The sequence below is a fragment of the Pseudactinotalea sp. Z1732 genome, assembly GCF_049724975.1.
Taxonomy (GTDB): Bacteria; Actinomycetota; Actinomycetes; order Actinomycetales; family Beutenbergiaceae; genus CALKWS01.
On the sequence record NZ_JBMPQC010000004.1, the window covers coordinates 197060 to 210114 of the forward strand.

Annotated in this window: 12 protein-coding genes and 1 riboswitch; of the genes, 6 read left to right on the plus strand and 6 right to left on the minus strand. The window is 70.2% G+C overall.

What is annotated here, in order from left to right; all coding sequences use genetic code 11:
* Positions 1–45 precede the first annotated feature (45 nt).
* Positions 46–1086, plus strand: coding sequence for a 3-isopropylmalate dehydrogenase (locus tag ACPL7H_RS10210; protein ID WP_424796822.1), 1041 nt, complete (start codon positions 46–48; stop codon positions 1084–1086).
* A 70-nt stretch (positions 1087–1156) separates the two neighbouring features.
* Entirely contained in the window at positions 1157–2257 is a 1101-nt protein-coding gene (locus ACPL7H_RS10215; RefSeq protein ID WP_424796823.1) for a branched-chain amino acid aminotransferase, read from the plus strand.
* 28 nt (positions 2258–2285) lie between these two features.
* Here the strand turns inward: ACPL7H_RS10215 and ACPL7H_RS10220 are convergent, their stop codons facing one another.
* The gene (locus tag ACPL7H_RS10220) at positions 2286–4028 is read right to left on the minus strand and encodes a bifunctional 3'-5' exonuclease/DNA polymerase (RefSeq protein WP_424796824.1); all 1743 of its coding nucleotides are present in this window, start codon (positions 4026–4028) and stop codon (positions 2286–2288) included.
* A 69-nt stretch (positions 4029–4097) separates the two neighbouring features.
* On the opposite strand from ACPL7H_RS10220, the gene ACPL7H_RS10225 reads away from it, so the two are divergent.
* Complete coding sequence (locus tag ACPL7H_RS10225) at positions 4098–4985, plus strand: DUF2268 domain-containing protein (RefSeq protein ID WP_424796825.1); 888 nt, start codon at positions 4098–4100, stop codon at positions 4983–4985.
* 9 nt (positions 4986–4994) lie between these two features.
* On the opposite strand, the gene ACPL7H_RS10230 is transcribed toward ACPL7H_RS10225, so the two are convergent.
* From ACPL7H_RS10230 to ACPL7H_RS10245, 4 genes are all read right to left on the minus strand, one after another.
* The gene (locus ACPL7H_RS10230; RefSeq protein WP_424796826.1) at positions 4995–5444 is read right to left on the minus strand and encodes a hypothetical protein; all 450 of its coding nucleotides are present in this window, start codon (positions 5442–5444) and stop codon (positions 4995–4997) included.
* Positions 5374–6396 carry an FtsX-like permease family protein gene (locus tag ACPL7H_RS10235; RefSeq protein ID WP_424796827.1) on the minus strand — a complete coding sequence of 341 codons (1023 nt, stop codon included), beginning with the start codon at positions 6394–6396 and terminating at the stop codon, positions 5374–5376. Before ACPL7H_RS10235 ends, ACPL7H_RS10230 begins: the two co-directional genes overlap by 71 nt.
* Positions 6393–7223, minus strand: coding sequence for an ABC transporter ATP-binding protein (locus ACPL7H_RS10240; RefSeq protein WP_424796828.1), 831 nt, complete (start codon positions 7221–7223; stop codon positions 6393–6395). Before ACPL7H_RS10240 ends, ACPL7H_RS10235 begins: the two co-directional genes overlap by 4 nt.
* A gap of 139 nt (positions 7224–7362) precedes the next feature.
* A complete protein-coding gene (locus ACPL7H_RS10245) occupies positions 7363–7887 on the minus strand; it encodes a hypothetical protein (protein ID WP_424796829.1) in 525 nt (174 codons plus the stop codon).
* Between the two features lie 81 nt (positions 7888–7968).
* Positions 7969–8083, plus strand: a riboswitch (SAM riboswitch).
* A gap of 719 nt (positions 8084–8802) precedes the next feature.
* Here ACPL7H_RS10245 and ACPL7H_RS10250 point away from each other — a divergent pair.
* From ACPL7H_RS10250 to ACPL7H_RS10260, 3 genes are all read left to right on the plus strand, one after another.
* Positions 8803–9216 (plus strand): DUF7715 family protein, encoded by a 414-nt coding sequence (locus ACPL7H_RS10250; protein WP_424796830.1) that lies wholly within the window; start codon positions 8803–8805, stop codon positions 9214–9216.
* 245 nt (positions 9217–9461) lie between these two features.
* Positions 9462–11099, plus strand: coding sequence for a citramalate synthase (gene cimA, locus ACPL7H_RS10255; protein ID WP_424796831.1), 1638 nt, complete (start codon positions 9462–9464; stop codon positions 11097–11099).
* Positions 11100–11140: 41 nt separating this feature from the next.
* Positions 11141–12190, plus strand: a complete 1050-nt coding sequence (locus tag ACPL7H_RS10260) for a lipoyl protein ligase domain-containing protein (protein WP_424796832.1) — start codon at positions 11141–11143, stop codon at positions 12188–12190.
* A gap of 77 nt (positions 12191–12267) precedes the next feature.
* Here ACPL7H_RS10260 and ACPL7H_RS10265 read toward each other — a convergent pair whose 3' ends face one another.
* Positions 12268–13020 carry a TetR/AcrR family transcriptional regulator gene (locus tag ACPL7H_RS10265; protein WP_424796833.1) on the minus strand — a complete coding sequence of 251 codons (753 nt, stop codon included), beginning with the start codon at positions 13018–13020 and terminating at the stop codon, positions 12268–12270.
* Positions 13021–13055: the final 35 nt, after the last annotated feature.

The window sequence follows — 13055 nt, forward strand, 5'->3', positions numbered from 1 at the left end:
AGACGTTCCGTCCGAACCGTGGGACCGGTGCGCTACGGTGGGGCCATGTCGCGCACTATCAAACTCGCTGTCATCGCCGGGGACGGAATCGGCCGGGACGTCACCGGCGAGGCCCGCAAGGTCCTGGACGCCGTACTGGCCGGAAGCGGTGTCACGGTGCAGGCAACCGAACTCGATCTGGGCGCGGGGCGCTGGCACGCCACCGGAGAGACACTCACCGAGGCGGACCTGGAGACCATCAAGGCCCATGACGCCATCCTGCTCGGCGCCGTCGGGGACCCCTCGGTGCCCAGCGGTGTGCTGGAGCGGGGACTGTTGCTGCGGCTGCGGTTCGAGTTGGACCACTACGTGAACCTGCGCCCGGCCAAGATCTTCCCGGGCATCCCCTCGCCCCTGGCCGATCCGGGCCAGGTGGACTTCGTCGTCGTCCGGGAAGGAACCGAAGGTCCCTACGTCGGCAACGGCGGTTCGGTGCGCACCGGCACACCCCAGGAGATCGCCACCGAGGTCAGCGTGAACACCGCGTTCGGGGTGGAGCGGGTGGTCCGGGACGCCTTCGACCGCGCTCAGGCCCGGCCCCGCAAGAAGCTGACCCTGGTTCACAAGCACAACGTGCTGGTGCACGCCGGGCACCTGTGGCGGCGCACCGTGGACGCCGTCGGGGCCGAGTGCCCCGAGGTGGCCGTGGACTACCTGCACGTGGACGCCGCGACCATCTTCATGGCCACCGACCCGGCCCGGTTCGACGTCATCGTCACCGACAACCTGTTCGGGGACATCATCACCGATCTGGCTGCGGCGATCGCCGGCGGGATCGGACTGGCTGCCTCGGGCAACATCAACCCCACCGGTGCCCACCCCTCGATGTTCGAGCCGGTGCACGGCTCGGCCCCCGACATCGCCGGGCAGGAGAAGGCCGACCCCACCGCGGCGGTGCTGTCGGTGGCGCTGATGCTGGCACACCTGGGCCTGGACGAACAGGCCGAGCGGATCGAGCAGGCGGTCGCCGCCGACATCGCCGAACGCAGCGGCGCCCGCTCGACCTCCGAGATCGGGGACGCCCTGGCGCAGCGCGTCCGCGCCTGATCCGCCAGTTGCTACCACCGCCCAGCCGTGGGGGGTAGCGTGATCCCATCACGACCGGCGAAGGGGCACGATGAGTACCGAAACCACTGCGGCGACCTTCGAGGTGCGCCCCACCTCACATCCGCGCACGCAGACCGAGCGCGAGCAGGCCCTTGCCGACCTGAGCTTCGGCAAGGTGTTCACCGACCACATGGCCCGAGCGGTGTGGACGAAGGATGAGGGCTGGCACGACCACCGGGTGGAGGCCTACGGCCCGCTGAGCCTGGACCCGGCCACCGCCGTGCTGCACTACGCCCAGGAGATCTTCGAAGGGCTCAAGGCCTACCGGCACGCCGACGGCTCGGTGTGGACGTTCCGGCCCCACGCCAACGCCGCGCGCTTCGCCGCCAGCGCCCGGCGGCTGGCCCTGCCGGAACTGCGCGAGGCCGACTTCATCGGCTCGATCGAGGCGTTGGTGCGCACCGACACCGAGTGGGTGCCGGACTCCCCGGGCTCCTCGCTGTACCTGCGCCCGTTCATGTTCGCCTCCGAGTCGTTCCTGGGCGTGCGCCCGGCGCACCGCGTGGACTACCTCGTGATCGCCTCCCCGTCCGGGCCCTACTTCACCTCCGGCTTCAGCCCGGTCTCGATCTGGGTCACCACCGACTTCCATCGCTCCGGACCCGGGGGCACCGGCGCCGCGAAGTGCGGCGGCAACTACGCCGCCAGCCTGCTGCCCCAGCAGCAGGCCACGGACAACGGCTGCTCCCAGGTGTGCTTCCTGGACGCGGCCACCGGCACGTTGCTGGAGGAGTTGGGCGGGATGAACGTGTTCTTCGTCGACGCGGACGGCGCCGTGCACACTCCCGAACTCACCGAGACCATCCTGGCGGGTGTCACCCGCTCCTCGGTACTGCGGATCATGGCCGACGACGGCCGCACCGTGTACGAGCGCCCGTTGCCGTTCGCCGAGATCGCCGAGCAGATCCGCAGCGGGCACATTGTGGAGGCCTTCGCCTGCGGGACCGCGGCGGTGGTCACCCCGATCGGCCAGTTCAAGGGCACCGGACTGGACCTGACGGTGGGCGACGGCGGGCCAGGTGCGGTCACCACCGGCCTGCACGCCAAACTCACCGACGTGCAGTACGGGCGAGCCGAGGACACCTACGGCTGGATGCACCGGCTGGCCTGAGCGCAACCGGCTGGCCTATGCCACCTCGTCAGGCCGCCTGGTCGTAGTCGGTGACCACGGACACGCTCAGCGGGAAGTCCACCGCGGTCTGCCCGAACATCAGCGTGCCGGCCGCCGTGGCTGCTGCCCGGACAGCCCCGGCGGCGGCCTCGGCCTGAGCCTGCGGTGCGTGCACGATGACCTCATCGTGCAAGAAGAAGACCAGGTGGGCACCGTCGCCATCGATGTCACCCTCGCCATCGGTATGGCCGTCGAGTTCGGACAGCCGACGACGGATCTCACCGAGCCAGCACAGCGCCCACTCCGCGGCGGTGCCCTGCACCACGAAGTTGCGGGTGAAGCGGCCCCACTCCCGGGTGCGGCTGCGGGCGCGGCGCTGTGCCTCGGCGTCGGCGTCGGCCTGGTTGGACTGCCGCTGCTGCTCCACCCACTCCGGGCCCGGGGCGGGACTGGTCCGTCCCAACCAGGTGTGCACCACGCCCCCGGCCTCCCCGGTCCGTGCGGCGGTCTCGACCACGTCGATCGCCCGGGGGTAGGCCCGGCGCAACCGGGGCATCAGGGCGCCGGAGTCCCCGGTGGTGCCGCCGTAGAGGGCACCGAGCATCCCCACTTTCGCCGCATCCCGGGTGGGCACGACCCCGGAGTCGACCAGGCCCTGGTAGAGGTCGCCCCCGCGACCGGCCCGGGCCAGGGCCTGGTCGCCGGCCATCGCGGCCAGCACGCGGGGTTCGATCTGGGCTGCGTCGGCCACCACCAGGCGCCACCCGGCATCGGCTCGCAGGGCGCCGCGGACCTGCTTGGGCAATTGCAGTGCGCCCCCGCCGCTGGCGGCCCACCGGCCGGTCACCACCCCGCCGGGGACGTACTCGGGCCGGAACCGACCCTGGCGCCCGGCCGGGCCGTGTGGGTCGGGTGGGCTCACCCAGGCATCGAGCCACGCCCAGCCGTTGGCACTGAGCAGCCGGGCAAGTTTCTTGTACTCCAGCAGCGGTGCGATCACCGGATGGTCGATCCTGGCGAGTTCCCCCTTGCGGGTGGTGCGCACGTCCAGGCCCTGGGCGCGCAAGGCTCGCAGCACATCGGCGGGCGAGTCCGGGTTCAGTGCCGGGGTGTCCAGGTGGGTGCGGATCCGAACGGCCAGGTCCTCCAACTTCGCCGGGCGCAGTCCCGGTCCCGGGCGGGGGCCGAGTGCGGCGGTGAGCAGTTCCTCGTGCACGGCCCGGTCCCACGGCACCCCGTCGGCCTGCATCTCGGTCGCAATCAGGGCACCGACCGATTCAGCCGCCATCAGCAGCCGCAGCTTGCCCGGGGCCGGGTGAGCGCGGATGGCCTGGTCCTGCCGCGCGCGTTCAGCGTGTACCTGCGCCAGGGAGAACTCGTCGGCGCCGGTGGCGCCGAAGTGATCATCGAAGAGCCTCTCACCCTGGTCGGTGACCGAGGCCGCCAGGACTTCCACCGGTGTGTCCCAGGGGGAGTCGGGCCACTGTCGACCCGCTGGGGTGCGGCGCAGTATCGCGTGGCACAACCGCAGGTCCAGGCAGCGCCGCACCCGCACACCGGCGGGGAGCATGACGGCGGCGGCCGCACGGGTGTCGGCCCAGATCCACCGGGGCGGGGTATGGGTGTGCTCGGACTCCAGCGCGGCCACCCGCGCCGGCAGTTCGGCGAGGTCCAGTCGTTCCGGTTCGGCCCTGCCGTGGCCGGAATCGCTGCGGTGCTGCACCGACTGCACCATCGCCGTCGGCCCCTGCACCGCAACCGCGATCTCCACCCGGCCTACTGTATCGAGGCGCCGGAAAACGTCTTGATCCCGGGTGCCGCCGTTCCTACGCTCTCGACCATGGTTTTCACCGTGCTTGATGGCCGGACCGCGTTCCGCGAGATCCTGACCGCTCCGCTGCCGCAGCGAGCGGAGATCGCGCGTGCGTTCCTGGAGCAAGCCGCGGGGATGTACCGCTACTTCCCGGGCGAGGCCGAGGTGATCGAGATGCACCACATGGGCAGTGGGTTCCGGCTCGATGTCGAGGACGCGCGCTACCTGCCCGCGCTGGATGCGATGGCCGAGGCGAACGTATGGGGACGGGTGGAGTCCGCGCTGCAGCATGCGCTCGCGGTGCAGTTGCGGGCCACGCCCGACATCACCGTCCCGGAGGAGATCATCGTCCTGGTCGTCCTGGGCAATCCCGATGACGAGCACTTCATGAACGACAGCCTTGCCATGGTCGCCAACGGCAGTGTGACCGGCTACCTGTGGATCAACATCTGGCCGACGGCGGAGAACCTGGAGCAGATCGAGGCCATCGCGGTGCACGAACTGCACCACAACCTGCGCTTCGCCAACCGGGTCTGGGATCCGGCCACCGTCACGGTGGGCGAGCACATCGTCTCCGAAGGCTTGGCCGATGCCTTCGCCCGGCAGTTGTACGGAAATCTCGGATACACCCGTATCGGTCTGGGGGCACTGGACGACGACGAGGTGTTCGCCAAGGTCTGCACCGGTCTGGACGTCACGGGCATGGAGAACTTCACCGCCTGGGTACTCGGTGACGCCCACGCGCTCCGCTACGGCGGACAGCCGGTTGGGCTTCCCACCGGAGCCGGCTACTCGGCAGGCAATCGTCTGGTCGATGCCTATCTGGAGGCCGGCGGGATGACTGCCGACCAGGCGCTGCTCGCCGATCACGATGAGGTCATCCGGGTGGCGTTGCGCCGGGCCGAGGCCCCCTGAGGCCGGAGTTCAGGCCAGCACGGTGCGCACCACCCGGGCGCTGGCCAGGTTGCCCGCCAGCACCAGGAGGCAGACGGCCACCACACTGAGCAGGAACTGGATCAGCAGGGGCACCGAACTGAGCAGGCCGAACCCCAGGGCCGGCAGCATGAACACCAGTGCTGCCGCGGTGGCGATGAGCACGGCCGCCAGCAGCGGGATGGCCGTCTGGCGGAGCCGGGCCGCATGCATCACCGTCAGATCGGTGCCGGCCAGGTGCAGCGCACGGTACTGGGTGCGCTGGTCGATGATCCCTCCGGCCTGCATCACCCCGGTGGACACCGCCGCGAGCAGACCGGCGATCGTCAGGGTGAGCAGACCGCCGGTGGACAGGTCCGCCACGATCGGGTCATCCGAGCCGACGGAGTCGAACATCGCGGCCGCTGCGGTCAGCCCGGCGATGAAGGTGCACAGTGCCACCCCGCCGACACTGCGCCAGGCCCCCCTTGGGGTCATCGATGATCCGGCGGGCGGCGATCAACGTACTTACCGACCGGGCCCGGCGGGCACTGAGACGACCGACCAGGCTCATCACCCACGGTCCGAGCAGGTTGAGCAGGGCGAACCCACCGGCCAGGACCGCCACGAGCACCACGATCCCGGCCAACCCGTAGTGCACCAGAACGGCGAAGCAGGCGGCGAACAGCACGAGCGGCACCACGCGGGACCAGTGCAGCGGATTCGGTGTGTGCCGTGCGGCCACACCCAGCGGGGTGATCGCGACCTTCCTCAGGCTCGCACCGGCCGAGAGCATGGACACCAGCGCTACACCGGTGACGGTCAGCGCGAACACCCACCACTCCGGGACCAGTTCGGCGTAGGTGAAGGGTCGGTTCTGGAAGGTCACCGGCAGGACCAGGGGGATCAGTGCGAACACCCCGGCCGTTCCGATGAACGCTCCGGCCAAAGCCTGCACGGTGGCATCCAGGACGGTCATGACCGAGACCTGGGATGTGGTCGCACCGGCCAGGCGCAGGGCCGCGAGGCGTTCGTCGCGGCGGGCCATGGAGAGCCGGGCCGCGGCCCCGCCGAGGGTGATCAGCGGGACCAGCAGCAGTACCGAGGCGGTCCCGGCCAGGACCACGTAGAAGCCCTCATCGGAGTAGGGACCGCCGGCCTCGGCCCGCTGTTGGAACGCGCCGAAGCCACCCAGCACCAGGAGCAGCACGGCGGTGGTCACCGCGAAGGCCACCACCGCGAGCACCCCGGTGAGACGCTGTGGATCCGATCGGCCGGCGTCGCGGACGCGCAGCAGGCGCCACAGCCGTAGGGCCGAGCGCAACGAGCCGGCGGATGCGGCCGGCTGCGGCCCAGCGGACATGGCCGTGCCCTGCGAGTTCATGGTGACGGCCTGGTTGCCCGGAGCGGTCACGAGCGCACCCCTGGACCGCTCCACGGGCCGCTCGCAGCGGGATGGTGCCGGGACGGGCCCGCCTGCGCTGCCGGCGGCCAGGGTGGCGTGGCCGTGGTACCGGGGGGCGCGCCGGGCGGGGGATGACCAGGCTGCGGCTCGCCCGGCCCGGGCACGATCGACCCATCGCGCATGTGCACGGTGCGTGAGCACCACGCGGCCACCCCCGTGTCGTGCGTGACCACCACCAGCGCCGAGCCGGTCTCCCGGGTGGCGTTGGTCAGCACCGACAACACCTCATGCCCGGTCTCCTGGTCCAGGGCCCCGGTGGGTTCATCGGCGAAGATGACACCCGGGGCGGCGATGAGCGCACGAGCGATCGCCACCCGCTGGGCCTGACCGCCGGAGAGTTCCCCGGGCCTGCGGTGTTCCATCCCGGCCAGGCCGAGATAGGCCAGCCACTGCCGGGCGCGCCCGACCGAGACAGCCCGGGGGTGACCGGCCAGTAACAGCGGCAGTGCGACGTTCTCCTCCGCGGGCAATTCCGGCAGCAGTTGCCCGGACTGGAACACGAACCCGAAGTCGCGTCGTCGCAGCACGGTGCGCTCGGCGTCGGACATCGCGCCCAGATCCGTCCCTGCCCACTGCACCTGGCCGGCCGAGGCCACCAGCACGCCGGCCAGGCAGTGCAACAGGGTGGTCTTGCCGGATCCGGAGGGTCCCATGATCGCCACCGACTCCCCGGGAGCGATGCTCAGGTCCACCCCGCGCAGGGCGGTGGTGGTGTGCGGCGCGGTGCCGTAGGTCTTGGTCAGGGCGTGGGCGCTGAGGGTGCGTGCGAAGGTCATGGTGCCAGCGTGCCCGGGAACGGAGCGGCGGCACATCAGCCGGCAGACCCCTCATCCTGGAGCAACGTCAGCCGGGCGGTGCAGCGCGAGGTCATACCGTGGTCTGACCCGAGAGAGCAGTCGTGGCGATGGTGCCGGCTCAGCGTCCTTGATGGGCGGCGAGCAGGGTGTCGATCGCGCGCCCGTACAACCACCGGGTGATCGCATCGGAGATCCTGGGGCCCGGTGGTGGCAGGGGTACACGGAGCCGAAGGTGCTGTCGCCAGGTGATCGTGGTGCCGGTGCCGGTGCCGGTGCCGGTGCCGGTGGTGGTGCCAGTGGCGGTTGCGGTGGTGGTGGCGGTTGCGGCGCCGGTGGCGGTGGGGCGCACCTGCACCACCGAGTAGCCGGCGAGGACGCGACCCACCTTGCGCACGTGGAACTCGCCGCCGCGGCCGGCCCTCGGAGGCTCCCAGTGGGTGATCCGCATCGGGTCCTCCAGCAGGTACGGCCCCAAGCGGGTGCGGGCGATGAAACGCCAACCCGCACGGGGGGAGTTCGGCGCACCCGGCTCGCACAACACGTAGGTGAAGGGCATGACGGCGCCGTGGCCTGCGAAGTCGGTCAGCGCGGCCCATGCCTCCTCGGGCGTGAGCCGGGTGTGCCGATCGATCGTGACGGACATGGTGCCAGTCCACCACGGCAGGCCGGTCGGGGCATCTGTGCGAGGCCGGATGTCTGCCGGGGTTGCTACCGTCCGTACCAGGTTCCCGAGTTGCGGCGTGAAGTACCCGGCTGGCCGAACAGCAACCCCCTCTCCTGAGCGGGGTGCTCCGGGGTAAGAACCGGCCGCTGCCAATCGGTGGCGGCAAGTCGGAGCCGGTGGGTTTGTGCCGGCGATGCGAAAGGTGGCGACGAGCCATCTCCTTACTGACCAATCTCTCCGACCGCGAGCGGCTGCAGTGGAAACTCGCCCTGTTGTCGCACCGCCCACCCGACCAGCCCGGACGACACATGGCCACGTTCGCGCTGGGCGCCATGCAGCAACGCGCGCTGGGCGGTGACCCTGACCATGCACCCGCACTGGGAAGAAGCGGTGCTGGCCCGGCGCTCGCGTGGGTTTCGCCCGCCCACCTTCCTGGTGCTGCACGACGCGGTGAGCGACCTGTCCCGGTTGGGGTACCAGATCCCCGTGGCTCCTTCGAGCACTCCGGCCGTGGGGCCGGCCCAGTCGAGTCAGCCCCAGTCGAGTCAGCCCCGGTCGAGTCAGCCCCGGTCGAGTCAGCTCCGGCCGAGCCCGGCGCGGCGGGTGCCCCGTCGTTACCGCACCTGGGCCGGCCGCCCCGGCCCGGGCCCATTCGCCCTCGAGCCCGATGAGTGGACCGGTGCGGGGGACTGGACCGCCTCGGCGGTGCGCGAGGTCGTCCGGGACGTCCTGGACGTCCTGGAAGCGCGTGAAGCGGACGCGGATGGCACTCACCCTCGCCGGTGCGTAGCCGCCGGTCCGTGGGCAGCCGGCCGCGACGGGACGGGTGCCTGGGCACGCCCTCCCGGGCCGCGATGTCAGTGCCTGCCCCTACCGTGCGGGCAGGAGGCGAGAATGATGCGAGTACTGATTGCCACCCGTCGCACGAACGGGGACGTTGCCACCGACGTGGACTACTGCGTGGCCGGAGAACTGCTGATGATCGGAGAGTACTGCGACTGCTGCCGGATCGACCCCGGCTCGTGCGGGTGCGGGATCGCGTTCAGCGGCCTGAACTCCCACCGGATGACGACGACGGCGATCGTGGCCGAGGTGCCGCTGAGCGAGGCGGAGGTGCGCGAGGCGATCCGCTCCAGCCTGAGGGCCGGTGGCTGGTTCGACGCCGACGAGCCGGAATTGGCGGAGCAGATGGTCGCCGAGGCCTGGCAGCGGGTCCAGCACGTGGCCACCCACTTCGGGGTGGGCACGGTGCTGGGCCGGCGCCTGGATGTGGTCTACGAGCGCGAGGTACCCGCGTCCCGGCCCTGATGTGGCATGATGGACACCATGCGTTACACCACCCCCGTCGCGCTCATTATTGACTAGCGCGTGTGCCTGCAGGCACACGCGCTAACCTCCCGCACCACGGGAGGTTTTTTTGTTGGCGGGACCACCCCTTCCCGCCGGCAGCGAAGTCGCACACTCCGGGCAGCACCATCGGGATCACTCATCCCGCACCGGCCCGAAGGAAGATTCGGCCGCCGAGCGGTGGCACCCAGGAGAGAGTCAGGAATATGAGCACCAGCCTCAACACCGAGACGGCGGGCGCCGCCAGCGGGGCGAAGGAGGCCGACCAGGTCGACGTCTACGACACCACACTGCGCGATGGTGCCCAGCAGGAGGGGATGAACCTGTCGGTGGCGGACAAGATCGCCATCGCCCCGCTGCTGGACGGATTGGGCGTGACCTACATCGAGGGCGGCTGGCCCGGCGCCATCCCCAAGGACACCGAGTTCTTCGCCCGGGCCCACAAGGAGATGGAGTTCACCCACGCCGAACTCGCCGCGTTCGGCTCCACTCGCAAACCCCTGGGCAGTGCGCATCTCGACCCCCAGGTGCGCGCCCTGGTGGACTCCGAGGCGCCGGTCATCACCCTGGTGGCCAAGAGCGACATCCGCCACGTCGAGCGGGCCCTGCGCACCGACGGGCAGGAGAACCTCAACATGATCGCCGACACCGTGCGCTACCTGATCGACGCCGGGCGGCGGGTGATCGTGGACGCCGAGCACTTCTTCGACGGCTACCGGTTCGACTCCGGCTACGCCCTGGCCGTGGTGACGGCGGCGCAGGAGGCCGGTGCGGACGTGGTGGCGTTGTGCGACACCAACGGCGGGATGCTGCCCGATGACGTATTCGAGATCGTCTCGGCCGTGCGAGCCCGGTCGAACGGCAAACTGGGTATCCACGCCCACAACGACTCCGGGTGTGCGGTGGCGAACTCCCTGGCGGCCATCGAGGCCGGTGCCCGGCACGTTCAGGGCACCGTGAACGGATACGGGGAACGCACCGGTAACGCCGACCTGCTCACCGTGGTGGCGAACCTGCAACTCAAGCGTGGGCAGGAACTGCTCCCGGACGCCGGATTGGCCGAACTGACCTCGGTGGCACACCAGATCAGCGAGATCACCAACATCGCCCCGTTCGCCCGCCAGCCCTACATCGGTGCCAGCGCGTTCGCGCACAAGGCGGGCCTGCACGCCTCGGCGATCCGGGTGGACCCGGACCTGTACCAGCACATCGACCCACGCGAGGTGGGCAACGACATGCGCATGCTGGTCTCGGATATGGCCGGGCGGGCCAGCATCGAGCTCAAAGGCCGGGAGCTGGGGTTCGACCTGGCCGGGAAGTCGGAGTTGCTCGGGCGGGTCACCACGCGGGTCAAGGACGCCGAGGCCAACGGGTACACCTATGACGCCGCGGACGCCTCCTTCGAACTGCTGCTGCTGGAAGAACTGGAGGGCCGTCGTCGTTCGTTCTTCCGGGTGGAGTCCTGGCGGGCGATCGTGGAGCACACCTCGCACGCCGGGGAGATCAACTCCGAGGCCACGGTGAAGTTGCACGCCGGTGACCAGCGCCGGGTGTCCACCGGGGAGGGCAACGGCCCGGTCAACGCACTGGACCACGCCCTCCGCTTGGCGCTGTCCGGGGTGTACCCGGTCATCGAGGGCTTCGAGTTGATCGACTACAAGGTGCGGTTGCTGGACTCCTCCCACGGCACCGACGCGATCACCCGCGTGCTGATCGAGATGACCGACGGGCAGCGGTCCTGGTCCACCGTGGGCGTCGGCCCGAACATCCTGGAGGCCTCCTGGGAGGCGCTGGTGGACGGCTTCGTCTTCGGTCTGGTCAAGCATGAGGTGACGCCGCGCTGAGCGCGCCCTCGGCGATGCTCGTGACTGGCTAGGGTGGTGGCGTGAGACGAGGCGAGTACAAGGTTCCCGGTGGCAAACTGGTGGTCGCCGAGGTCGAGGTCGAGGACGGGGTGCTGGCCCGGGTGAACATCAGCGGGGACTTCTTCCTCGAGCCCGATGACGCCCTGGACCGGATCGATGAGGCGCTGCGCGGCCTCCCGGCCGAGACCAGCGGCCGGGAACTCGCCGAGCGCATCGAGGCCGCCACCACCGACGCGGCACTGATCGGATTCGACGCGCGCTCGGTGGGCATCGCGGTGCGTCGCGCGCTGGGGGCCTCCACCACCTGGTCGGACCACTCCTTCGAACTCATCCAGGCCGGCCCGTTGCCAGCGTACCAGAACCTGGCGCTGGACCAGGTGCTCGTGGAGGAACTCGGCGCCGGACGGCGTGGGCCGATGCTACGGCTGTGGGAGTGGGCCGAATCGGCCGTGGTCCTGGGGTCGTTCCAGTCGGTCCGCAATGAGGTGGACCTCGCTGCCGCCGAGCGCCGCGGGGTGAAGCCGGTGCGGCGGATCTCCGGAGGCGGAGCGATGTTCGTCGAACCCGGCACCTCCATCACCTACTCCCTGTACGTGCCTGCCACGCTGGTGGACGGAATGAGTTTCGAGCAGTCCTACGCATTCCTGGACGACTGGGTGCTCGGTGCGCTGGAGAGCATCGGGGTGAGTGCCACGTACGTACCGTTGAACGACATCACCTCACCGGCCGGAAAGATCGGCGGGGCGGCCCAGAAGCGGCTGGCCGGGGGAGCGGTCCTGCACCACGTGATGATGTCCTACGACATGGACGCAGACGCGATGACCGACGTGCTGCGGATCGGCCGGGAGAAACTCTCCGACAAGGGCACCACCAGCGCGAACAAGCGGGTGGATCCGTTGCGCTCGCAGAGTCAGATGGCGCGCGAGGACGTGGTGACGTCGCTGCTGGACTACTTCCGCTCCCGGTACACCACCAGCGAGAGTGAGGTCCGGCCGGCCGAGTTCGCGCGGGTGGAGGAACTCGTCAAGGCCAAGTTCGCCACCGAGGAGTGGCTGCACCGGGTCCCGTGAACGCGGACCGGCCCGGTGCGCCGGAACGAGGTCGCGGGCATCCCGGCCGCACCCGTACCCAGGGTGTGCCGACGCGCCTACCGCGGTGCGTCGTCGTCGGCTTCTCCCCGGTGGGCACGCTCCGGATCCGGCGCGGCTGGGTCCTCCCGCCACGCCTGGCGGTGCGCCGGGTCGAACACGGCGGTGTAGACCCGATCGATCACCTCGTGCGTGATCCGCTCGGGTTCGATCATGTGGCGGATCATGAGCCCCTCACCCAGGGCGTTCTGTCCGATCGCCAGTGCCTCGATCGCCTCGGGCGGATCGGCCGCCTTCATCCGTAGGAAGCGGGTGGTGTGGGCGTCGATGTGTCGGTACCGCTTGGCGAACTCGGCCAGCAATTCGGGCCGCTCCCGCACCGCGTACATGACCGCTTCGAGAGCCAGTAGGGCCCAGCGGATCTGGAACTGCTGCTCGATGACCTCCGGAACCTCGTCGACGGTGATCTCACCGGCGTGCGTCAGTGCCTCCACCTCGCTCAGGCTCTGTACGCCGTGGTCGATGCGGCGGTCGACGACGGCGAGGAACAGGTCCTCCTTATCGGCGAAGTTCGCATACACCGCCCCCTTGGTGTAGCCGGCGTGCCGGGCGATCTCATCGAGGGTGGCGCCGTGGAACCCGCGCTCGGTGAAGACCACCAGGGCGGCGTCGAGTAGTTGCTCGCGCGTTTCGGCCCGGCGCTGTGCGCGGGATTTCGGAGCCGGCGGCCCGGACCCGGGCTCCGCGCGATCGGCGGTCCCTGGCTCGATGCCATCGGACGGGATGGCGCGGTCGACCCGGGAACTCGTCATGGACCGATGATATCGCGTTGACATACCTCTTGGTA

Excerpts from the sequence above, each read along its gene's own strand:
- ACPL7H_RS10210 (WP_424796822.1), top strand. The coding sequence starts at position 46 with ATGTCGCGCACTATCAAACTCGCTGTCATCGCCGGGGACGGAATCGGC.
- ACPL7H_RS10215 (WP_424796823.1), top strand. The coding sequence starts at position 1,157 with ATGAGTACCGAAACCACTGCGGCGACCTTCGAGGTGCGCCCCACCTCA.
- ACPL7H_RS10225 (WP_424796825.1), top strand. The coding sequence starts at position 4,098 with ATGGTTTTCACCGTGCTTGATGGCCGGACCGCGTTCCGCGAGATCCTG.
- ACPL7H_RS10240 (WP_424796828.1), bottom strand. The coding sequence starts at position 7,223 with ATGACCTTCGCACGCACCCTCAGCGCCCACGCCCTGACCAAGACCTAC.
- ACPL7H_RS10245 (WP_424796829.1), bottom strand. The coding sequence starts at position 7,887 with ATGTCCGTCACGATCGATCGGCACACCCGGCTCACGCCCGAGGAGGCA.
- ACPL7H_RS10250 (WP_424796830.1), top strand. The coding sequence starts at position 8,803 with ATGATGCGAGTACTGATTGCCACCCGTCGCACGAACGGGGACGTTGCC.
- cimA (WP_424796831.1), top strand. The coding sequence starts at position 9,462 with ATGAGCACCAGCCTCAACACCGAGACGGCGGGCGCCGCCAGCGGGGCG.
- ACPL7H_RS10265 (WP_424796833.1), bottom strand. The coding sequence starts at position 13,020 with ATGACGAGTTCCCGGGTCGACCGCGCCATCCCGTCCGATGGCATCGAG.